Annotated in this window: 17 protein-coding genes and 3 pseudogenes; 12 read left to right on the forward strand and 8 right to left on the reverse strand. The window is 54.9% G+C overall.

All coding sequences use genetic code 11. The annotated features are described in order from the left end of the window. Nucleotides 1-161: 161 nt before the first annotated feature. A pseudogene (locus tag XpruCFBP8353_RS24560) lies at nucleotides 162-377 on the forward strand (hypothetical protein); the annotation flags it as partial. Between the two features lie 187 nt (nucleotides 378-564). Here the strand turns inward: XpruCFBP8353_RS24560 and XpruCFBP8353_RS21595 are convergent. Then, nucleotides 565-990, reverse strand: coding sequence for a hypothetical protein (locus XpruCFBP8353_RS21595; RefSeq protein WP_386261080.1), 426 nt, complete (start codon nucleotides 988-990; stop codon nucleotides 565-567). 449 nt (nucleotides 991-1,439) lie between these two features. On the opposite strand from XpruCFBP8353_RS21595, the gene XpruCFBP8353_RS21600 reads away from it, so the two are divergent. The 4 genes and pseudogenes from XpruCFBP8353_RS21600 (at nucleotide 1,440) to XpruCFBP8353_RS21615 (ending at nucleotide 4,457) form a co-directional block, all read left to right on the forward strand. Beyond that, a complete protein-coding gene (locus XpruCFBP8353_RS21600) occupies nucleotides 1,440-1,919 on the forward strand; it encodes a JAB domain-containing protein (RefSeq protein WP_101365060.1) in 480 nt (159 codons plus the stop codon). A 234-nt stretch (nucleotides 1,920-2,153) separates the two neighbouring features. Further along, nucleotides 2,154-2,792 (forward strand): DUF6988 family protein, encoded by a 639-nt coding sequence (locus XpruCFBP8353_RS21605; RefSeq protein WP_101365061.1) that lies wholly within the window; start codon nucleotides 2,154-2,156, stop codon nucleotides 2,790-2,792. A gap of 102 nt (nucleotides 2,793-2,894) precedes the next feature. Beyond that, nucleotides 2,895-3,143 (forward strand): annotated as a pseudogene (locus tag XpruCFBP8353_RS21610) (hypothetical protein); the annotation flags it as partial. Nucleotides 3,144-3,389: 246 nt separating this feature from the next. Beyond that, nucleotides 3,390-4,457, forward strand: coding sequence for an ankyrin repeat domain-containing protein (locus tag XpruCFBP8353_RS21615; protein ID WP_101365062.1), 1,068 nt, complete (start codon nucleotides 3,390-3,392; stop codon nucleotides 4,455-4,457). 54 nt (nucleotides 4,458-4,511) lie between these two features. Here the strand turns inward: XpruCFBP8353_RS21615 and XpruCFBP8353_RS21620 are convergent, their stop codons facing one another. Beyond that, entirely contained in the window at nucleotides 4,512-5,243 is a 732-nt protein-coding gene (locus tag XpruCFBP8353_RS21620; RefSeq protein ID WP_101365063.1) for a hypothetical protein, read from the reverse strand. Nucleotides 5,244-5,424: 181 nt separating this feature from the next. Between XpruCFBP8353_RS21620 and XpruCFBP8353_RS21625 the strand changes: the two genes are divergently transcribed. After that, nucleotides 5,425-6,324 (forward strand): hypothetical protein, encoded by a 900-nt coding sequence (locus XpruCFBP8353_RS21625; RefSeq protein ID WP_101365064.1) that lies wholly within the window; start codon nucleotides 5,425-5,427, stop codon nucleotides 6,322-6,324. On the opposite strand, the gene XpruCFBP8353_RS21630 is transcribed toward XpruCFBP8353_RS21625, so the two are convergent. Next, on the reverse strand, nucleotides 6,284-7,519 hold the full coding sequence (locus XpruCFBP8353_RS21630) for a site-specific DNA-methyltransferase (protein ID WP_207759700.1): 1,236 nt from the start codon (nucleotides 7,517-7,519) through the stop codon (nucleotides 6,284-6,286). The two genes, XpruCFBP8353_RS21625 and XpruCFBP8353_RS21630, sit on opposite strands and share 41 nt — an antisense overlap. A gap of 516 nt (nucleotides 7,520-8,035) precedes the next feature. After that, nucleotides 8,036-8,628, reverse strand: a pseudogene (locus XpruCFBP8353_RS21635) (integrase); the annotation flags it as partial. A 173-nt stretch (nucleotides 8,629-8,801) separates the two neighbouring features. Between XpruCFBP8353_RS21635 and XpruCFBP8353_RS21640 the strand changes: the two are divergent. Further along, nucleotides 8,802-10,697 carry a DUF262 domain-containing protein gene (locus tag XpruCFBP8353_RS21640; protein WP_101365066.1) on the forward strand — a complete coding sequence of 632 codons (1,896 nt, stop codon included), beginning with the start codon at nucleotides 8,802-8,804 and terminating at the stop codon, nucleotides 10,695-10,697. Nucleotides 10,698-11,164: 467 nt separating this feature from the next. Here XpruCFBP8353_RS21640 and XpruCFBP8353_RS21645 read toward each other — a convergent pair whose 3' ends face one another. After that, nucleotides 11,165-12,556: a site-specific integrase gene (locus XpruCFBP8353_RS21645; protein WP_341475822.1), complete on the reverse strand. Its 1,392-nt coding sequence runs from the start codon at nucleotides 12,554-12,556 to the stop codon at nucleotides 11,165-11,167. 485 nt (nucleotides 12,557-13,041) lie between these two features. Here XpruCFBP8353_RS21645 and XpruCFBP8353_RS21650 point away from each other — a divergent pair, with 485 nt between their 5' ends. Next, the gene (locus XpruCFBP8353_RS21650; RefSeq protein ID WP_101365068.1) at nucleotides 13,042-13,887 is read left to right on the forward strand and encodes a MobA/MobL family protein; all 846 of its coding nucleotides are present in this window, start codon (nucleotides 13,042-13,044) and stop codon (nucleotides 13,885-13,887) included. Here XpruCFBP8353_RS21650 and XpruCFBP8353_RS21655 read toward each other — a convergent pair. The 3 genes from XpruCFBP8353_RS21655 to XpruCFBP8353_RS21665 form a co-directional block, all read right to left on the reverse strand. Further along, on the reverse strand, nucleotides 13,879-14,106 hold the full coding sequence (locus XpruCFBP8353_RS21655) for a hypothetical protein (RefSeq protein ID WP_101365069.1): 228 nt from the start codon (nucleotides 14,104-14,106) through the stop codon (nucleotides 13,879-13,881). The two genes, XpruCFBP8353_RS21650 and XpruCFBP8353_RS21655, sit on opposite strands and share 9 nt — an antisense overlap. A 66-nt stretch (nucleotides 14,107-14,172) precedes the next feature. Further along, entirely contained in the window at nucleotides 14,173-14,565 is a 393-nt protein-coding gene (locus XpruCFBP8353_RS21660; protein ID WP_101365070.1) for a hypothetical protein, read from the reverse strand. 48 nt (nucleotides 14,566-14,613) lie between these two features. Further along, the gene (locus XpruCFBP8353_RS21665; RefSeq protein ID WP_101365071.1) at nucleotides 14,614-14,925 is read right to left on the reverse strand and encodes a hypothetical protein; all 312 of its coding nucleotides are present in this window, start codon (nucleotides 14,923-14,925) and stop codon (nucleotides 14,614-14,616) included. A gap of 238 nt (nucleotides 14,926-15,163) precedes the next feature. Here XpruCFBP8353_RS21665 and XpruCFBP8353_RS21670 point away from each other — a divergent pair, with 238 nt between their 5' ends. The 4 genes from XpruCFBP8353_RS21670 to XpruCFBP8353_RS21685 all read left to right on the forward strand — a co-directional run bounded on the left by XpruCFBP8353_RS21670 (nucleotide 15,164) and on the right by XpruCFBP8353_RS21685 (nucleotide 21,753). After that, the gene (locus XpruCFBP8353_RS21670) at nucleotides 15,164-15,508 is read left to right on the forward strand and encodes a helix-turn-helix domain-containing protein (protein ID WP_101365072.1); all 345 of its coding nucleotides are present in this window, start codon (nucleotides 15,164-15,166) and stop codon (nucleotides 15,506-15,508) included. 158 nt (nucleotides 15,509-15,666) lie between these two features. Then, entirely contained in the window at nucleotides 15,667-17,364 is a 1,698-nt protein-coding gene (locus XpruCFBP8353_RS21675) for a type IV secretory system conjugative DNA transfer family protein (protein ID WP_101365073.1), read from the forward strand. A 266-nt stretch (nucleotides 17,365-17,630) separates the two neighbouring features. Next, nucleotides 17,631-17,948 carry a hypothetical protein gene (locus XpruCFBP8353_RS21680; protein WP_101365074.1) on the forward strand — a complete coding sequence of 106 codons (318 nt, stop codon included), beginning with the start codon at nucleotides 17,631-17,633 and terminating at the stop codon, nucleotides 17,946-17,948. Beyond that, nucleotides 17,941-21,753: a zeta toxin family protein gene (locus XpruCFBP8353_RS21685; RefSeq protein WP_108723592.1), complete on the forward strand. Its 3,813-nt coding sequence runs from the start codon at nucleotides 17,941-17,943 to the stop codon at nucleotides 21,751-21,753. Before XpruCFBP8353_RS21680 ends, XpruCFBP8353_RS21685 begins: the two co-directional genes overlap by 8 nt. Nucleotides 21,754-22,003: the final 250 nt, after the last annotated feature.

A 22,003-nucleotide genomic window follows, 5' to 3' on the forward strand; every position in this document is an offset into this window, starting at 1 on the left:
CGTCACTTGTATCTAACAAACGAGCTCTAGCGTCAATCCCTAATTCTTGAAGTTGTGACCCCGCTCCAACGACCTGAGCCACCAGCAAGTGGGTGGCTCCACAGCGTGGCACAGGCGGTGCGGTCTCAGGCGATGCGACAGCGCCATCGATACTCTGGGTTATGGATAGAGCCCAGTTGAGAACCCACCTTGATCACTTGGACGATGCGGTGCCGGCGTTGCGGGCATCAAGTCCTGACAGATGCCATTTCTTACGCGCTTTCGCGGGCATGGCGCAGATCATTGAGGCAAAAGCTCTCACTGCTCAGGATGCCGAATTCGTTGGACGGCGGATCAATGAGATTTTGTTCTGGCATGGGCTCAGAAGCATGGACGAACAAGGCTGGGGTGACGTCTGTTGCCAATCAGCCGACCTACTCTCACGCCCACTGAAATCGCAGCGATAACCCAGCTCACTTTGCTATTGCCAGTGCGGTGGACGACAAGTTCTTGATTGGTCCTCTGACTCGGAAGTCCCTAGAGTAAGCGGCGGCAACTGCTTGTTCAGATCGATTGATCGCTTGGCTAGCGGCCGCCCTGAAACTTGAACGTAAAGCGAGCGGCGGGTAGTGGGGTGGCCATCCCATTGATGGGCACGGGTGTGGCGTCCACCAGTGTCAACGTGCCGTCGGCAACAGGCACCGGAACGCCAAGCGTGAGATCAATCTGCTGGGACCAGCCGCCGCCGAGCACGGTCGTCCTGACGATCAGCTGCCCTGCATGAATACATTGGACATCAGCCGGGCAACGGCTGTCCTCAATCACTTGGTCGGGACGCACCTTGGGCCCATCGACCGCCGCAATCTCGCCCAGACGCACGGGGCCTTCAATGGGCGAGCTAGTGACGGGGCCAGTCGCTGCGCACCCGGCAAGTGAGACGACCCAAATCGTTGTAAGCACTCGCACTCGCATTCGAGTAGCTAGGGCAGCCTTTAGCTGAGCGTTTCGCATGGTTGGCCGCAGGTCGCGAGATGGCCCGAGTGTCCCATAGCTTTACGAAACACGGTTGAGCTGCATGCCTGAGACTAGTCCAGCCGAAATGCTGTGAGCACGAGCACTTCTTGTGAGCGGACTCTTATGGCATGAAAAAGTTTGTGTTCGGCAAAAGAGTGAGGGCGATTGGCAAAAATTGCACGCCAGCAGCATGCAGCCCTCTTGGCGCCTCAACCGCCGGCATGGGAGTAGCGCATCACTACTCTCCACCAGCGCTTGGCCTCTTGAAGGGAATCTTGGCTTCGCTGTCCCGACCGCAAGGACAGGCCTCCTTCTCGTCGCTGGCGCTTTGTTGCGGCCCTTCGCTGTGTGCCGCTTGCGCGGTGCTCGCTCTCGGGTGCGGTAGGGACGGACGCTTCGCCTGTCGGTTCCCACGAGGCGCACAACGCGCTGGTGGAGAAGAACCGATGAAGCGCACCCAAGACATCAAGGCTCAATACCAACTCCAGATGGACGAGGAGGGCATCTTGCTCGCCGCAGCCACCATCCTGGAACAACGCCTTCAACGCCAAGGCCGCATCCACAGCCCCGACCAAGCTGGCGACTACCTCATTGCCCGCTGCGCTCACCTGCCGCACGAAGTCTTCGGGGTCGTCTTCTTGGATATCAAGCACCAGATCCTGGCAACCGAACATCTCTTCTTCGGCACCATCGACAGCTGCGATATTCATTCCCGAGTAGTCGCCAAGCGCGCCCTGGAATTGAACGCGGCTGCCGTCATCCTTTTCCACAATCACCCAAGCGGCAATCCGGAGCCAAGCGAAGCCGACCGCAAGGTCACCGAGCGCCTGCAGCAGGCTCTGGGCCTCCTCGACATCCGGGTGCTGGACCACTTGGTGATCGGCGGGCGTCAGCACACCAGCCTTGCAGCAAGAGGGTGGGCGTAGCCCTCCCTCTCTCTCATCGGCTGTTGGCATAGGGCCACCAGTGCGCCTGATCTTGCAAAAGATATGGCGCCACGCTTGAGTTCAGTCATCACGCTCTTTCGCTGCTGACGCCATTACGGCAAGATCCAAGTGAAAGAGATGCTGCTGAAAATTTTTACGGCATGGATAAAAATCGAAGGAGGGAGTTGTTGATGCGCCAGGATGCGATCCAACTGTTTCAATGCTTGGGGAGGCATGATGTTTGAGCAGGTTGAGAAGCTCTTTGAAGGTTCTGATGAGCTGTTGGAGGCATTGGCGCCCATCACATCGGCTCCGCCGTTTGATCAAAGTGATCGACTGCAAGTTTGTCGCGCGCTTTGCCTGCTTTCGATTGAGCACGCTGTTGCGAGTCGCTGCTTACTTGCAGCCGGTTCTGAGCCGTCCACCTTGGTCGTTCATCGGGCGCAGTTCGAAGCGCTGGTGCGCGCCGTGTGGGTCCTTTACTGCGCAAGCGACGCCGACGTGGCTTGCTTGCAAGAAGAGCTGACGCCGATCAGTGAGTCCGTGGCGGCTCGTTTGCCAATGCTATCCAAGATGCTGATCGCTCTTGAAGCGGTGAAGCAGGCAGCCGAGCCACTGCGGGTGTTTTTGGAGTTCAAGAAATACTCTTGGGCGGCACTCAACTCGTTTGTCCACGCGGGTGCACACGCGCTTCATCGGTTGCGAACGGGCTTCCCGCTTGAACTTGTTGAACTTGTGGTCAAACAAAGCAACGCGTTGGTCGTGATGGCTCACATGCAAGTCGCAATCACCGCAGGTAGCCAAGAGGCGGTGCGCTGGGTCGCTACGACTGCGGACGGATTTCCCGCTGTGCTTCCTCCACGAATACGTTAGGATTTTCAGGCAAGCGCCATCGCCCACAGGCTGTCAGGCTGATGAGTGGCAAGCTTGCGGTGCAAGTTGCTTGCAGTGAGACTTGAACGAAGGACAGTTTGGATGACAAATATCAGCAAGGGGGAAAGCTTCGAAGACGGATTTTTGCGGGCTGCGCTTGAAGTCATCGCAAAGCGCGATGAGCGCGAGGCCATCATCACTAGCCAGGATTTCGATGGCCTGAAGCAACGACTTGATCGCTCACCGAGCACGACGCGCTTCACGCAGCCGATGGCCAAGTTCTACCTCGGTATCCCGAGACGCCACTTCGACAAGCTCAAACGAGAGCACGGCAATCCCTTTGCAGGGAGCACTTTCCAAATGCGATATCGACGCGATTGCTTGTAGTGAGTTCGATTTCGACCAATGGCAAAGCGCACCTGAGATCCTTCGCATCGAAGATGAAACAGGAACTCTCCTTGCGTGCGACTACGAGGATGATGTTCCTGACATCGATGATCTGTAAGTCCCGTTTGGGCTTATCCAATCGACTGACGCCATCACGCTGTGATCTTGACGAAAGGCGTGATGGCGTTAAGTTGAAGGGGAGGAGAGAAAATGGACCAGACACTTAAAAGAAAGATTAGACAGGCAGTGAAGCAGGGAAGCGAGGCGTATGTGCAGTCACTTTGTCAGGCTCAAGGTGACATCGATGCTGCTGCACGCTACGCCATTGAGGTGGCAATCACGAGCGGCAAAGAAAGCTTGGTTGATCAACTGGCGCCACTGCTGTCAGAGTCATTTGAGGTCTATCCGCTTGATGTGGCTGCCAAGGCAGGATCACTGCGGGCAGTCGAGCAGCTCATGGCATTTTGCGACACAGAGGATAACGAGGCATTGGTGCTTGCTGCCGGGCACGGGCACACGGAGTGCGTCAAACGCCTGCTCAAAGAGTGTAGCCCTCTGCAACATGACTCACTTGCGTTGTATGAGGCCGCGCGCCGTGGTCATGTAGATGTCGTCTTTCAATTGGTCCTGTTCTCAGATGCCAAGGCACAGGACAGTCGAGCATTGATTGCCGCCTGCAAAGAAGGACATGTGGAGGTGGTCAAGCATCTTTTGCCTTATTCATCCAAGATCCAATGTGCGCAGCACGGCTTTGCAGCGGCAGCCGAGAACAATCATGTCGAGGTCGTTGAGTTCTTGATCGAAGCCGGTCTTCCAGATCCGGAAGATACCTACGCGTTAGGGCTTAACGTCGCTGCTGCGAAAGGCCATGAACAACTGGTGCGCACCTTGCTCGGAGCGATCGTGACAACCCATCGTGCGCCTCGTGACTTTGGCGAAGAGGCGCTGCAATCTGCAGCACGAACCGGGCATGTAGGTATCGTCAAGTCCATCTTAGAGTTCGCGCACAAGACCGCCTATCCCGAATTGGCTTTGCACGTCGCACTCGAAAATGGCCATGATGAGGTGGCCGACATCTTGGTTCGCCGAGTGAACTTGGATCATGTGCGGGACCTGATCACAGACGAAGCGATTGAAGCGAAGCTTGATGAGGCGATTGCCAGAGTTGATACGGCCAAGCAGCGCAGAGAGCTTCAATCCAACGAGCGCAAAAGGATGGCGCAGAGCGATACGGCAGGGCCGGCAACAATGAACTCATCTCGTGGCGTGCGCTTGTAAGCAGATGTTGCCGAAATAAGACCAGATGTCGCCAGCATCCTCACACCTCTGCTTCTAAGGACTTACTCTTCGTATTTCCCAATCGCCACGCGAGAGTGTTCGGACTTGATGGAGGTCGGTGTCGTAGATGGCGATCAGGTCAGAACTGCTGGCAATGATGTGGCCTCGGATCTTTCGCTCACCCTTTTCCCAGAGTTCTGAATCGCCTCGCGATACCGGACCAAGGAGTCGACCCTTTTCTGTGTTTGCGTCATCTTTACCAGCATGCTCGCCAAGCAAACCCGGCAGGGTTGCCACCAACAGGCCGACGAGAAATAGTGTCAGTGCGAGATAAACCCCCGAGGCAGCAATACCGGCCGACGAGGAAATAAGCTTGATCCATGGATGTCGAAGGAAAAACTCTTTAATTTGACCTTCGCCAACTGGTCGAGTGGGCAACCGGTAGATCAAAACTGCGATCCACACAAAAACAAAGGCTGTTGCTACGGAAACCCAGGGGAACGAGCGAAACATTCCAAGCCCTTGCAGCACGATGGCGTAGTAGCCGCGAACGACCTTCCAGTCGGCCGATTGTGGAAATAGGTCGGCTTGAACGCCCCAGGCTTTGAGATAGCTTGTGTAGGCGACATGCCCGCAGCCGTGAAGAACGATTCCAGCTAATGTTGTCACGGCAGCCAGACTACCGACGAAGCGGGTGATAGACCAAGATTGCTTAGAAAGCAACTTGCCTTGATCTTCTTGTGGCGGAACAGGACGCTTAGATCTGATAAGTTCGTTATGGCCCATAGGTTTGTATTAGATCAATAAAAAATTTTTCTACAGCCCGCAGTCAGAGGACCGGCGCCGCCATGGACGGAAGTCGCGGCTTTTGCCATAAAAGTGGCGCTGATCAAGAATTTTAACGAAATTGTACAGATGCAGTGATCCTTGCTAGTCTTGTCCGTCTCATATAAGGAGGCGGAATGAAATGAATAATGCAATACCTGAGCTTGCCAGCTATTCTGATCCGCATAAGATTATTACACCCATCGATCTAGCGATGCGGTTTCCAGAAGTATTGGAAAATTCGATTGGTCGCTATCACTCGGACATACACCTTTTTAGGGATTTGGTCAATGAATCCATAAGTAGTGATGATCTGCTTAAGAAAATTAGAGCTGGTGGTTATGACGCTAAACAGCGGATGACCCTATTAAAAATATTTCGAAGATGTGTTTGCCCCATTGTAGACACTGAGATGGCAAAGAAACTCAGAGTGCCTACCGATACTCTTATTTCGAACTATGGAGAGTATTTCAAGAATATAGATGTTGTAAAGCGGCAGTTTAATAGCTTTACTCCTTCCGAGGAAGCCGCGCTGGCAGCGTTGGTGGGTGAATATGATACTCGCGGTCAGTCTGGATATATTCTGACTGGCTTATTCTTCGATTGGTTTAATGGGTATTACGCCGGTAAATTCACGATAAGGGGGCCGCGCGGTGCAGGAAGGGATATTGAGCTTAGAACGGTCTATGATACTTATGAAGGGGACTTCCCCTGCGACTTCATAATCGAAGATATGAATGGGGAAATATGCGCTGTCGGGTTTGCTCGATATGACGCAACTCGGGGAGGCGCACAGTCTGATGATAGAACGGGAGGAAACGCGGATAAGGTTTCAAAAGCAAAGGCTTTCTGTTTAGAATATGGATACCGCTTTAGGATTGTTTTCTTAGCTGATGGCCCTGGTCTAGCACATAACGATACCTGGCAAGAAGCTTGTAGGTTAGATAATTCGTGGAGTGGTGCAGTGAGAGTGACAACTCTCAAAACTGCACCAGAACGAATCACGCAGGATTGGCTTTTAGGTCTCGATACGCCTGTCTGAGTTCAGCCAATTCGACCTTCGAAGTTGAAGCAGTTAGCGCATCTACATAAATATTGAATTCATTTGAAATTGTTTCGTGGCGAGCTACCTTGTCGGAGGTCCACGGTAGCTCTGCTCTTATATTTTTATTTTTTTCCACAAAGTCTCCCATCGGAGCACGGCCCGCTGCGAATCTTTTTAAGACTGTCTTGGCTGCAAACAACGACTCATCAATTCCGATCCAGTTTCGGCCCATTACACTGGCAGCATGAAGAGTTGACCCTGACCCGCAAAATGGATCAATGATTAAATCACCGGGATTGCTGCTAGCTCCCACAATCAACTTCATCATTTCAAAGTTTTTTTCCGTGGGATATCCTGTCACCAATATTGATTGATGATGGGCATCACGAAAGTCTTCCCAAGAATCAGTATATCCAACACTTTTATCCGCTGTTAGGTATACTTTTCGCCGAGGGTTCCCGGTTTTTGACCAGTGAATTTCACCAGCAGCGTTTAAAATATCCAGCTTTTCAGGAGTGTACTGCCAGTGCTTTCCTGCCGGGGGCATCATCCCTTGCCATAGGCCGCCCGTTGCACCGTTTCGAACGCCTGGAGCATGAATAGGGACTAGTTTATACTGGCCTTTGTTATCAACCTTCGGATACTCTTTTGCGATCCAATCGGAATCAGGTGTTTTTAGAGGCCTATTCCAGATGTAGTTCTTGCTTTTGCTATAACATAAGATGTAATCGTTGAGATTGGCAAAATTATTTTTTGTTGAATTCTTACTACTGCACTTTCGCCGGGTGATCAGATTGATAAATCTTTCTCGTCCGAAGATTTCGTCCAAGAGAAACTTCAACTCGCCTACCATTTGGTGGCCGATATGGACATAAATAGTGCCATCCTCATCCATGAGTTCCCGCATTAAGATGAGACGCCTGCGCATGAATTCAAGATAAGCAGCCTCGGTTAAGCAGTCATCATAGGCATGTTCATTTGTCCTGCTCGAAAAACCCATGCCAGTAGCATAGGGAGGGTCCAAATAAATTAACTTGGCTTTCTTCTTTTCCGATATAAGGCGATGCATTGCAAGCCAATTGTCTGACCAGATGAAGCTATCTAATTCAATTGACAAGCTCTTTTTTAAGCTTTTAGCTTCAAGCTTATGAAAGTCTGATCTTCTGCTTTCCAGAATATCAGGCTCTTCCATTTTTCCAGGATAAGTAAGCGTTACACGTGTCCCGAGGGGGGGGAGTGGGGGCGACAGTTCGCATGTGGCAGCGCGAATAGAAGCTCGACCATTAATTTCTTTTTTATGTAGTCCAACAGCCATTTTCAAAAAATAGGTAACCAGGTGAGGTTATCATACTGCGCCATCTGGGATAGCGCAACGTTTTAATTTTTATATTTCTATAGATCGAGTGTGGGTTGTATTTTCGCAGGTTGTGCGCATTGCGTGCGTTGATGGTGCTGGTCAATTTAATTCGTATAAATTAATTTATTTGCCAGGAATCCTCTGGGCAACTCCCTGGACTGCAAGGGACTTGGGAGTTGTGGTTGATCGTGGCTAGTTCCATTACTTGAAATCAAGCACTTGCGTGAGCCTTTGCCCTTGGTCGTTAGGTCGCAAAGAGTTGTTCAAAGCTTCCCTAAGGCTTTTTATAGGCCATCAGCTGAAAGGATATGCGTAACGCTCTTCTTCGCAGAAATAGGTTGGCCTCTGGTTTCATGGATACATCTTCGCCCCTTTCCTCAACCGTTCCTTGAACTGTCCACGTAAGTAGCTTGGCAGAGTGATAGATGGCTGATAGTGGCCGAGCGCTTCAACTTGGATTTTTCGGGTATTGCCGGCCGACTTGTGGACATAGTGTCCTTCAGAACGGGCGCCTTCTTGTTGAGCGCGTGACCTGTGATGAGAGCAATGTGCTCAACCCGCACGCCCTTGGCATCAAGCTCGGTAGCCACAGTATGGCGGAAGGCATGCGACCCGATCCCCTTGCCAAAGCCTAGGCCTTTCAAGTAAGCCGCGAACTGGTTGACGAAGCCCTGGCTGTAGTGGCCTTTTGGCTCGCCGGTCTTGCGACAGGTGCCAGCCGACAAGTTTGGGAAGAGGCGCGGGTGGCCGGACGCCTTGATGTCTGCCAGGAAGTCGAGAAAGCCCGCCTGGATGAGGCTTGGGTGGATCGGCACCTTACGGATGGCGCTCTTGCCTTTCAGGCTTTGCCAAGTGCGTTTGCCTGCGCTTTGCGCCCGGTCTTCGTCCACGGTTTTTTGTATTGAGAAGCACCACACGCCCTGGTCTTGCACGATGTCAGCCACTTAAAGTAATCGGCGGCATGACCCTGGCTGCTTATACCCAATATCTGGCAAACACCGATATCATTAGCCCCGGACTCCAAACCCGACCACTATTCAGGGAGGGAGAACCTCGGTAGGGACCGCACACTCTCTAATCTGCTCGAAGGCGCATTAACAAAGGATCTTGGGGATCGATGGACGCAAAAACCAATCAGCTCGACGCTTTGTTCGACGGAAACAAGTTTTACCAGGTGCCGCTGTTTCAAAGGCCCTATGTCTGGGATGAGAAAGAGAACTGGGAGCCGCTTTGGGAAGATATCCAAGCACTCTTGGACAAGCGGCTTCGCACAGGCAAGGCGCACCCGCACTTCATGGGCGCCATCGTGCTCGAACAGGTGCCCAACCCCGCAGGTTCCATCGAGACACGCCTGGTCATCGACGGCCAGCAGCGCTTCACAACCTTGCAAGTCTTCTTGATGGCAGCGCGTAACCTATGTACTGCCAAAGGGGCGGAGAAGTTCGCTGGTCGCTTCACTGGCTTGATCGAGAACGCAGCCAACCGGGCAGAGACCGAAGAGGAAAAGTTCAAGCTTCTTCCCACTAACTCCGACCGGCCTGCATTCCGGCTGGTGTGTGAGTCCACTTCCGACGCCGAGGTAGAGCAGGGGGCCAAAGGGAAGCCAGAGCTTCATGGTAGCCAGATTGTTGGCGCCTATCGCTATTTCAGCAAGCACCTGGTCGACTGGGCTGCGGGCAAGCTTGATGACGAGGCCGATGCCGAAGCGCTATCTGGCAAGACGGTTGGGGACCGCCTGGAGTGCATCTGGTTGGCCGTGCAGGATGGCTTACAGCTGGTGGTGATCAACTTGACTGCGGGAGATGAAACGCAAGTCATCTTCGAAACGCTCAATGCTCGCGGCACCGAGCTCCTACCTGCTGATCTGATCAAGAACTATCTGTTCCGCAAAGCTGCGAGGGTGGAGGGTGCGACGGAGAAGTATGTAGAAAAGCTCTACGCCAAGCATTGGGAGCGCTTTGACAACAAGTTCTGGCGAGAGCCCGTCCAGCAGGGTCGCATCTACCGCCCCCGCATTGACCTTTTCATCAACCACTACCTGTCCATGATGACTCGGGATGAGGTGAAGTCCACCCATCTGTTCAATGCATACAAGAACTTTGTAGATCATGCAGAGGCGGATCCAGAAGCAAGCATTCCGGCTCCCACGACACCTGCGGCCCATATCCAGCAACTCGCTCAATTCGGGGATATCTTCCAGGCGTTCTATGAGCCCAAAGACCATGACGCTTTGGCACTTTTCCTACGCCGTTTGGAAGCGGTAGACACTGCTACGGTCTATCCGTTCCTCCTGTATGCCTACGCGAGCTTGATGCCCGACAACAGGGACGAGTTCGACAAGATCTTAGGCGTGCTCGAAAGCTTCCTGATGCGCCGCCTGATCACCAATTACACGACGAAGAACTACAACCGGCTTTTTGTGGACTTGATCAAGGCCGTTGAGAAGGCGGGCGGAGTGTCCGCAGCCACCGTCGCTGAGCAACTGGGCAAGGGCACTGGCGAGAGCACCAAGTTCCCAACGGATGATGAATTACTCGTGGCGATTTTCGAGCAGGAGCTTTATGGCAGGTTGGCACAGAAGAAGGTACGTGCCGTGCTTGAAGCCTTGGATGCATTCTCCATGTCCAGCAAGAGCGAAGCGATCGCGATGCCATCGAAGCTCACCATCGAGCATGTGATGCCGCAAGCCTGGCTTACCCACTGGCCACTGCCGGAACAAGACCAGGTGGATGAGCTGACCAAGCAGAAGGCCATGGTTCGTAGAAGCGTCATGCTCAACACCTTGGGTAACTTGACCCTGATCACCGGAAAATTCAATTCGTCTTTGCAGAATGCTGCTTGGGCGAACAAGCGCCCGGAGCTCTTGAAGTATTCCAAGATGAACTTGACCCGCTACTTTCATGGGAAGGAAGCCGACGACTGGCACGAGGCGGCAATCCGGACTCGCACTGAGCACCTCTTTGCGCAGTTGCTTCGTATCTGGCCGGCTGCAGGCAAGACGGCGAACAGCTAGGTCTTTCCTAATCGTATTTATTGGTCAACGCGAAAGGATGTTCCATCACGCAATCCTTGGGCAATCTGATGCCCAAGGATTGTTCTGCGCAGGCAAGCGGGCATTCCTCATACTAAGTCGCGATCTCGATCCTCGTCGTTGTGGGATCGATGACGTGCAGTTGGAAGGCGGGCATTGCGGCCCATCGCAGAAGGCAAGTAACAAGATCTTTGGTCCCGCTTTTTTCGCAACACAAGCGAAGACGTTCCGGCCTTCCATGAACACGTAAGGCTCGGAACTGATATGCAGCGATCCGGTCTTGCCTTTGACCTCGACGTGGCCGCTCGGCAAGATCCACCCAGCGTCGATCCCCGACACTTTAATGGACCTAGCGCCCGCCGCCTGATCGGTCAACTTGCGGCCTTCCAGCTGCACAGCTTCGCCAGATACTGCGCTATGTGCCAAAGCGGCCAGGATTATCCACCGAACTAGGGATACATCTTCACGCCCTTACGAAGCTTCTCTTTGAACTGGCCTCGTTGATACGTGGGCAATTGGACGCTCGGCTGATAGAGCGAGAGTGCCGCGAGCTGTCTTTGCATAACATTGCCTGACGATTTGTGGATGTAGTGGTCTTGCAGCACTGGGACGCTTTTAACCAGCGAATGCCCCGTGAGCAACGCAATGTCCTGAGGCGTGATGCCTGCAGCATGAAGCTCTGTGGCCAGGGTGTGGCGGAATCCATGGAAGCCAATACCTTTGGCAAAGCCAAGATCTTTGAGGTAGTCACTGAACTGATTGAGGAGTCCTTGGCTATACCGGCAATTGCTCGCGCCGCTTTTCTTGTTCTTGCCGGCGGATAAGTGCGGGAACAGTCTGGGATGGCCGCAGGCCTTGATGTCGGCAATGAAATCCAAGAAGCCGGCATTGATCACATCCGGATGCAACGGGATCTTGCGGATTGCGCTCTTGCCTTTGAGACGTTGGCGGGTTTGAGCACCGTTAGACTGGGCGAGGTCATCGTCTGCCGTCATCCGGATGGCCATACACCATTGGCCTTGTTCCAAGATGATGTCGGCAACTTTCAGCTGCGCGACTTCATTGATGCGTGCGCCCGTGTATAGCCCCAGGATCGGCCCCCACCACCGATGAGGGAACTTAGACGCCCAGGCATTGAAGGTCGCAGGATCGAAGATCTGCTGAATGTCACTGGACGACAAGAGCCTGGATGGCGTTGTGGTGTTGGTGAGGAGCGATGGCTTCTTAGGCTTGAAGGCTGCCATCGGCGAGTGCGCAACAGCTTTCGTTTTGAGCAACGCATTGAAAAAGCTTGTGACCATCCGACGATGCAGTTCGGTCGTGGCGCTTGCGGGGCAGGGCACATTGAGTGCGGCCCCTTCGCGAATGATGTCTTCGGCACTCATCGACTCGAACCGGGGATTGCTGGTCAAGCCAGGCGGTGCCCAGCGTAAGACATCCCACATCTGATGAATGTGTTGGTGGTCGATCTGCGACACCGGCACATCGCCACAGGTCAGGCGCAGAATTTTAAGGGATCGAGCGGCGGAGTTGATCGTAGTGTCTTGCAGATCACGCCTCGCCATGTCTTTGAGGTAATCCGCGATCTCCACAGAGAGCAGCCGCGCAGGTGAGCCTGTGGGAAGTGCTTCCGGGTAGCGTGATCGAGGACGGCGAGTGCGGGATGCTTGGAAGGTTTGCCAAGCACTTTGTAGCATTTCGCTCAATTGGATTGCGGCTTGTCTTCCGCGAACGGTGACGTCATTAAACAGCGTTTTTCCGACTTGAATGGATTTGAAGTGAAGGTGTTCGCCATCATTGATGAGAGGGACAACGGGTGGTTGGTTTTGCTTTGGAGTCATCGACTTTCCTTTGGGTTGAAGATGATCCAGCGATAACGTCAGTCTTTAAGCTGTCAAGGATAAAAAAATTGAAATAATGGATTTGGCCTATGCCTCGGCGTCTTGAATATTGATGCGAATAAGGAACATCGGCGCATTTAAAATTAGCGGGCTTAACTTAGGGAAGTGCTTGTGGGCTGGCGGTTTCGCCAAAATTTAAAAGCAAACACTAGGCAACTTTATATAGTGTTTATTTTCCTAAAAATATATGCCTAAAGGGCGCCTTATTATATTTTATTATAAGAGCAAGATTAGGCATTTGTGCGGGTTTAAATTCCGGTCGTTGCTCGCCGTTAAAAAGTAAACGTTAAATGAATAAGATTTGCGCTGCTGAAAAACCATCGATATTAGGCGTCTGATTAGGGCTCGATTTTTATAGTTGCGTGCTCTTGCCCGAGGGAAAACTTGCCGTCATACAGGAGTGGCCTTCACTTATAGGACTACACATGGCCATCTTTCATGTTCGCGTCAAAACATTCAGCCGCTCTAAAAATCAATCCGCAATTGCTGCGGCAGCGTATCGGGGTGCGATGCTGCTCACTGAGCCAGGCGGAAAACTGCACGACTATCGAGCGCGCCGAGGCGTGCTCAGAACGCGATGCTTTGTTCCAGCGGGTTCCCCAGCCTGGGCGGATGATCCTCAGGCGCTTTGGACAGCGGCAGAAGCAGCGGAGAAGCGCAAGGACAGCACGCTGTGTCGAAACTTCTGCATCTCACTCCCGCATGAGTTGAGCCATGCGCAGCGCTGGGATCTCATCGAAGACTTAGCTCACCGCTTAGTGGATCGGTATGGCTTTGCCGTCCAGGCAAGCTCACACGCCCCGGTCCAGGGCGATCCACGTCACTTCTATGCGCAATTGCTTGCCACTACACGGAAGATGACCCCCGAAGGTCTAGCTGCCAAGACGCGCGAACTGGATGGACCCATTAATGGACGGACTGAGGTGGAGTGGGTCCGAGCAATGGTCGCCGCTCAGATCAATGCTCACCTGTCGAAGGTAGATGTTCAAGACCGAGTAGACGAGCCTTATCCAGTAACAACGGCAACACAGGACATGCGTGCTGACAGTTCAGCACTGGTCGATGGCGAAGCCGGCTTCGCATCGCTGCTCACCCGCTACCGTTCTGGTGGAGTGCTCATGGGTGTCCCAGAAGGCCACACGGCGGAGCGAGCGTTTGCAGAAAGACTTCTTGCGCGCGGCGCCAATCGGGTGCCCGCGCCCCAGAATCAACGCAGTGATGTCAGGACGGGAGACCGAGCTGGTGAGGCGATGTCTGATCAATCAGTGTAGATAAGGGCGCATGATCTCGCGCTGCAATGCAGGCATGTCGTAGCGGCCAGCTCGATATCCATCGAGTGCTTGTTCAAGGTGGGGGTCTAGGCCAAAGCCCTTTTCCAGGAATTCTTCGACGCAATGCGTCAGAAGCTCCTCGCGGAAATGCAGCTCGTCGCGGTCAAGGGACGAGCTGGCCTTCAATGTTCTGTTATGGATTTTTGAGTTCTTGTTCATACCATGATTCGTATCAGAGAATCACTAATCGTCAAGGCGGCGACGTCATGGCTGCACGGAAGTCGGTTAGAGTTTCAATTTTTCGTTGACCGCCTGACTGACCAGCTCATACCACCGGTTCATCTCGGTTTCGTTTCCGAACTTGATGGTCCAAACCGGATGATCGATGTCTTTGACATTGAGCGTTAGCGTGCCCTCGCGGTTGTAGTTGTGCCAGTGCTTTTCCCAGGACCGCACATCGCTCAGCGCATACGCCTTGATGCGACTGCCGGCTTTGAACTTGATCATGGCGCGTGCTGTTGACACCGCAATGCGCGTGTTCTTGTAGCCATAAAACCGCTGGAAGTCATGGTCAAAGGTTGCGTTGTCACTGCGCGTTTTCACCGTTTTGGCAAGCACCAAGAAGATCGCGGCGCAGCCAGCGAAGAAGACCAGGGTAAGAAAAGTTCCGACCGTCATGTGAGTTCCTGAGGAAAGGATGGGGTCACCATTGGCGATCAAAGGTGACTATTGGACGCGGCCGGTGATCTTCCAAGTGCCGCCCACCTTGGTGAAGGTGTAGACCCCGTCCATTTGATTGCCGAAGTCTTGACCCAAGGCCTTTACCTTTGCGCTGGCATCGCACGTGTAGCTCGGAGCACCTTCCGCCTTTTGGCACTGGTTGCTCTTGAAGTCTTCGATCCTGGCCTCGTCATTGCTGTTCTCTTTGACGAACTGCAAAAAAGCGTGCTCTCGCTGAGTCTCAGCGGGGCCGCCGCCAGAGCAGCTGGCCAAACAGACCGACATCAGGCCAACCAGGGCCAGACAAAGCTTTGACATGTGTATCTCCAAGAGGAAGGAAGAGCGCTAGGGATCCACCAGACCGACAGGTTCGGATGCCCTGATTGCCGGCATGCTCAATGACTGCAAGCCTCCGCACACCGGCAGGAATGACCGGTGTTGGTGCTTGGCAGTCGCAGTTGATTGGCTGACGGAACCATGTTACTGATAAAGTAACAGACAAGACAAGTGGGAGACCTCATGCTCATTCATCACATTGCATGCTTGTGGTCACACTTTGGATCTGGACGACGCTCGTCTCATCTTTGCCAACCGTCTAAGACAGGCACGCCTGGCTGCTGGGCTGACCCAAGAAGCCTTAGGCGTGGCAGCCGGGATAGCCGCTGAGGTGGCCCGCACGCGGATCAATCGCTACGAGCACGGCGTCAACGAGTGCGACTTGCGCACCGCCAAACGCCTGGCCGATGCCCTCGGCATGCCACTGGCGGCCTTCTTCGCCGAGACCGATGAGGTGGCAGACGCCATCCAAGCGCTCGCGAAGCTCTCCGTCGAGGAGCAGCGAAAGGTCGTCACCGAATTGCAGCTCAAAGCCAAGCGCAGCGATCCACACAGCTCACAGTGAGAGGGTCCTTGCTGGTGTCTTGGCATGCTTCCCGTCAGACAATTCCTACATAGATGCCACTGCCCATCCGATCTGAACGGCCGGTGTGATCCTGTAATCTTGCGAGCGGACGGTCGTTTTCAAATAAGCCAGGGATCACAGATGGAAGGCAGCGCGTCATGACCGGCAAGATCAAGCTCAGTGTCGCCACCGCGCTCTTGCTCTTCGCCCTCACAGCAGGGGTCTACCTCTCCGGTCAGTTGATCCTGATGCTCTTGAAGGTGGCTGGGCCGCTCAGCTTCGGCACCTATTGGTCTTACGTCAAAGCGCTCGACCTCCCGCAGTTCGCTCCCTATGTCACCAAGATCAAGCTGGCCGGTGCCTTGGGCTTCGGCGTGCCGCTTCTGGCCTGGATCGCACTGCTGATCCCGCTGTTCAAGCCGAAGGCCGCCGCCTTGCATGGCGATGCGCGCTTTGCCTCCGGCAGTGATCTGGCCAAGAAGGACATGCTCAAACCCTCGCCGACCGGCATTGTGGTTGGCAAGCACGGTGGCAAGTTGGTGCGCCTACCTGGGCAACAGTTTGTGATCCTGGCCGCGCCTACGCGCTCGGGCAAGGGCGTGGGCATCGTCATTCCCAATCTGCTCGACTACCAAGGCTCGGTGGTGGTCCTGGACATCAAGCAGGAAAACTTCGATCTGACTTCCGGCTGGCGCAAGAGCCAAGGCCAGGAGGTCTTTTTGTTCAACCCGTTTGCCGAAGACGGGCGCACGCATCGCTGGAATCCACTGAGCTACATCTCGCCCGATCCCGCCTTTCGCGTGTCGGATCTGATGAGTATCGCCGCCATGCTCTACCCGGATGGCTCGGATGCACAGAAGTTCTGGGTGAGCCAAGCCCGCAACGCGTTCATGGCGTTTACGCTCTATCTGTTCGATAGCTTGGACGATCAGATCAAGCGCAAGCACCCGAAAGACACCTGGATGTTCCCAACCCTTGGGATGCTCTATCGCGTGTCATCTGGGGATGGGAGTGACTTGAAGGGCTACCTCAAAAAGCTCTCGCAGCGCGACTTCCTGGGTCGCGACGCCAAGATGGCCTTCGACAACTTGCTCTCGCAAGCCGAAGAGACGTTTGCCTCGATCATGGGCACGTTCAAAGAGCCGCTCAACCAGTTCATCAATCCAATCCTAGATGCATCAACCAGCGACAATGACTTCTTGCTCACCGATGTGCGCAAGAAGAAGATGAGCATCTACATCGGCATTCAGCCGAACAAGCTGGCCGAAAGCTGCTTGTTGATCAACCTGCTGTTTAGTCAGCTCATCAATCTCAACACCAAAGAGCTGCCGCAGAACAATCCGGCGCTCAAACACCAGTGTTTGCTTCTGATGGATGAGTTCACGTCCATCGGCCGGGTCGACATCATCGCAAGCGCGGTGAGCTACATGGCTGGCTACAACATCCGCTTGTTGCCGATCATCCAAAGCATGGCGCAGCTGGATGCGACCTATGGCAAGGATGTCTCGCGCACCATCATCACCAACCATGCCTTGCAAATCGTCTATGCCCCGCGCGAGCAGCAAGACGCCAACGACTACTCGGACATGCTCGGCTACACCACGGTGCGCAAGAAGAACAAGTCGCACACCACTGGCAAGCAAAGCAGTGTGTCCTACTCCGAAACCGAGCAACGCCGTGCCTTGATGCTGCCACAGGAGTTAAAGGCCATGGGCTTTGACAAGGAAGTCTTCCTCTATGAAGGCATCCCAAGCCCGGTGCTCTGCGAGAAGATCAAGTATTACGAAGACGCCTACTTCACCAAGCGCTTGTTGCCAAAGGTGAAGATTGAAGCCTTACAGATGGTCCCCGCATGAGTGATAGCACACCTTCCAATGTGCCTCAGAATCGATTGAGGGCTGGTGGCAGTCACAGTCAACAGCTTCTGCGTGACCTGGCATTAATCAATACGCGCACTGTGCAGCAGTTAGGGCCATTGCAACCGGGGGCGTCCGTAGCAACGCCTAAGCGCAAGCCCAATCTTCCACGTCCAACGCCACACCTCAATCAGGATGCTGTCATGACTCAGACCAACGATTCTTCCCCTGATTCGATCGGCGCACGACCACCAGTGCCACAAGGGTTGCGTGAAAGCTTCAAGGATTACCCCGATCACATTGCGCGGTTAGAAAACGCGCTTCAGGAGTCGGTCGATAAGCCATCGCCGATTACCCCTCCCTTGGAGTTTGCGATCTGGGCGATCGAGGGCTGTCTCGAGACTTTCGTTGACGAATCACGCGAAAAGCTACGAATCGCGGAGCAAACGGGCGACCAAGAAGCAATCGCACTGGCGAAGTCAACGCATCTGCTTATGCTTCATAGCGCCTCTAAAGGCGCATGGAAGGAGCAGAATTTAATGGATTATTTTGGTTTCCCAAGTTCGAGTCATCGTCATGGCTAATGAAAGCGATGTGCTGCCGAAAGGGATCCACGAGCAGATCCTACGCGAGCAAATACTAACCGCCCCAGATTTCATCAATTCAACAGCCCAGCAGCAGCCGAAAGCAATCATTTTGGGCGGTCAGCCTGGTGCTGGTAAGGGCGGTCTGGTAGCCCAGGCGAAGGCCGAAGTTGATCAAAATGCCGTCACAATCGATCCGGATGAGTTGCGCCGCCACCATCCGCGCGTTGCTGACTTTCGACGCGAAAATCCTTATGAATGGTCTGGTCGAACCCACAAGGACGCGAGCTCTTGGGCCGATGAGCTACGCGTAGCAGCGACTGCGGAGAAAAAGAACCTTATTTTCGACACCACATTGAGTGATGGAAAGTGGGCGTCGGAGACGTTGATCAAAGGCCTGCAAGAGCAGGGCTATGAGGTCGAGGTGCGTGCTGTTGCTTCTCCTAAGTTGGAGAGTGAACATGGTGTCGATGAGCGTTTTACGGCCAACACCGACAGGCAAGGCTATGGTCGCCATGTGCCTGAGGGCGCGCGTGATGCAATCTACGGAAAGCTCCCTGTCAGTTTGGATACCATCCATGCGAACAGCAACGTGCCGATCCGCATCTTCAATCGTGAGGGCATCGAGCTTTACGACAGTCGCACTGATGCACGCATGCCTGGTCAAGCGTTGGAAGAAGCACGCAACGCGCGGCTTAAAGATCCCGCTTTCACCGAGCATCTTCGGGAAGCCTGGCAAAAGCAAGTCGATTGGCACCGTGACTTGCCGGACCATGTCCAAGAGATCCCGAAATCTGATCCTGATGTCCAAGCAAAACTGCTTGAGGAGCATGCCAAGCTCCGGGTGAGCGATGTGGTTGCTAGTCGCATGGAAGGCATCGCCACTATTGATGAACTCGTGCGGCCAGGGGCTCCGCCTGCACGCATGCCTGTGCCCGAGCCGGAGATCCCAGGCTTGCGTCGTGCCGGGATGACTGCAGGTCTTGCGGGTTTGGGTGTTGCTGCCACCGCCTACGACGCGTCTCAAACCGGCGAGCGTGTCGGCACGCTGTTGGCACAAGACAACCTCACCGCTGCGCGCTCAGAAGCGTTGCACTTTGCTGCCCGAGGCGCGGGCGGCTGGGCGGGAGGTGCTGCTGCCGCTGCCGTTGTTGGCACAAGTGGTGCCGGACCCGTCGCGCTGGTGGTGGCCGATGGTTATCTGTTCAGTGCTGCTGCCGACAAGGCCGTCACGCTGTGGGACAACCGTCAGATCAATGCGCAGACCGACAAGGAAGGTGTGAGCTGGGAATTCAACGGTAGCCAGTGGCTGCGCCAAGAAAAAGCTGATCTGCCAAACGATGGCGTGGATACGCCACAGAAGCAGGGCATGTTCGCGCTGCCTGAAAAAGCGCGTGAGCTGAACTATCACGCCAGTAGCGAAGCGACCGAGCAAGCGCTGGGCAAGGTGCAACCCAGTAATCCCTATGTGCAGCCATCCAGTGAGGCAGATGCCGCGCATCTCTACGCGCGTGATTGGCGGCATGATCCGGCAAGTGGCCAGTGGTCACGGATGGTCGCTGACGACGTCGATCGGAACGATCGACCTGTCTGGACGGTTGATCCGGCAAGCCCCGAGCGCAGTGCTGAGTTGGACCAGCAAGCAGCTCAGGTGGTGGACGCCAACATTGCCCGAGGCCCAGCTGCAATTGCGGCAACCTATCAAGCTGCTTATCAGCGCAACGGCTGGGACGACTTCGGCCCTGTGCCAGCGGCCGTGCAAGCCGCCTTAAACCCCGACTCACTGCAAGCCTCGGACGGCAAGCAGTATCAGCGCGATACGCAAGGCCAGTGGCGCCATGACGGCGTTGCTGCCGAAGGCAATGTCCCGCTGGAACTCAACGCGACGCGTGAGCGCTTGCAACCGGCATTGGAGCAGCACGCGCAGGCGTTGGCACAGATGCCCGCGCGGCAAACGCCAACCGCGCAGCAACAAGACCAGGCCAATACCGAAGCGACGTATGCCGCCTATGGCGTTGCGCCCAATGCCCAGACTGCAGGCGCGATCCAGCTTGCGGTGCAGAAGACACGTGAGGCAAACGGGATTGATGCCGCGACCAGCTCTTTGGCATTGGAGCGTGATGCGACCGGTCAATACTCGGTGGACAGCCCCATCCAACATTTGAGCCGTGACGCCGATGGTGTGGTGCGCGTTGCAGCAACCACCAGCACTGATGAGATCCATCAGGCACTTGGGCAGGTGCAATCAGTTCGGCAGGAGCAACCACCTTCGGCCGATGCACCAGAGCTGCGCATTGACGCGCAATCGCCCCAAGAGCGCGATGCCTACGATCAAGCATTGCGCGAGGCCAATCGGCAGGGCGTTTCCACGCAAGAGGCGCAACAGGTCGCAAGCTTCGCCGCAACGACCGTCACCGCTCCGCGTGTAGACGAAAGCCAAGCGCCTCAGGCAGCCATTGACGTGCAGAGAGATCGAGACGTTGCACGCACAACCGACGCGCCTGCCGTTGCGGAGACGGCGACTCCTGCTCTTGTCGTGATGCCTGCATCCGTCAACGCGCCGCTGCCAGAAGACGTGCGTCCGGTTGCCAAGCCTACCGAACCGAAGCCCGAGTCTGTCCCACAGCGCGAACCCCAAGAAACCCGAACATCTGAGGTTGCCGCACCCTCGACAGCCGGCGCAGTCCAACCGACGGCAGAGGCAGTGGCGCCAGCTTCTGCAAGCGCATCTGCGCCGAGTGTCGGATCGCCTTCATCAGCTCTCACGTCTCGTGAGGAAACCCCAACCCAGGCAACTGTTCCAACGCCGTCGGCATCAGGTGAGGTGGAAGGGTTGCGCCTGGGCGACCGGGGACAAGAGGTCGAGTTCTTGCAGTATCGCTTGCAGCAAGTGGATGCCCGGGGTCCAAACGGTCAGGCCGTGCCGCAAGACGGGCACTATGGTCCAGAGACCGAACATGCCGTGAGGCAGTTCCAGCAGGACCAAGGTTTGCCGGCAACGGGCGCTGCCGGCCAAGATCTGGATGCAGCGTTATCGCAGGCACAACACGCGCGCCGAGAAGCTTTGAGACCCACAGAGCCGACATCGGTGAATGCGGCGGTGGAGCAGGGTAGCGAGCAACAAGCCCGCGTAGTCACGCCACAGAACGAAGCGCCGTCGGCTGTTCCATTGCAGGCAGAACAGCAACAGGCGATGCAGGCGTCGTCGCCGGCAATGCCAACGCCAACGCAGAGCGAAATGCCGGCACAGATCGTCTTGCCTGAGCGCACGACCTCCTATGTGTCATCGCCGAGCTTCGGCGGGGCGGGCGGACGTTCAAACCCAGGTATGAACGATGAGGATCGGGTCGAGCAAGCGATACCCTCCCAAGATGTCGCTCAGCAGGCGTTTCCCTCTGATCATCGAGATTACGCCTTGTTCTCTGCCATCCAAGCGCAGCTCCCCAGGGGCACATCGGATGAGAAAACGGCCGAAGTGCTCCATGCAGTCAAAGAGTCAGGCATCGAGCGTGCGGATGAACTCCGCAAAGTGACCATCCAAGATGATGTCGCCTTTGTGTTTGGCAAAACGCCCGGCTTTCACTCGGAAGTTGCACTTAACACACCATCGCCTAGCATCAATGAGAACTTGCAGAAGACAGAGGCAATGGATCAACAACGGGCGCAGGAGATGGTGCAATTTCAGCGCGAGCGCGAAGAAATCGACAAGAACCCAACGGGCCCCGTCATGACGCTCGCTGCTCACTCTCAGCAACAGGCGATGTCTGGCGGCGATGGAGGCGGTGGTGATGGGGGCGGTGGCTGACGCATTGAGCGTAGGATTCATGCTTCGACCCAGCAATGTGTGGCTGCGCTTTGCGCAACGCACCTTCGCTTGACGCAAGCCTTGGTTGCTGAAAAAGCAATAGCGTGGGGCCTGCGAACTTAGGTTTGGCGCCAATGCCAACGCCAGATCAACAAAATGCAAATGTAATTTTAATGTCTGCGCGGGTAGCCTCAACTCACGCAAGTTGTGCAGTAGATCTCGAAGTGTAGGTGCTATGGATAGCGAGTCA

This window comes from Xanthomonas prunicola (genome assembly GCF_002846205.1).
Taxonomy (GTDB): Bacteria; Pseudomonadota; Gammaproteobacteria; order Xanthomonadales; family Xanthomonadaceae; genus Xanthomonas; species Xanthomonas prunicola.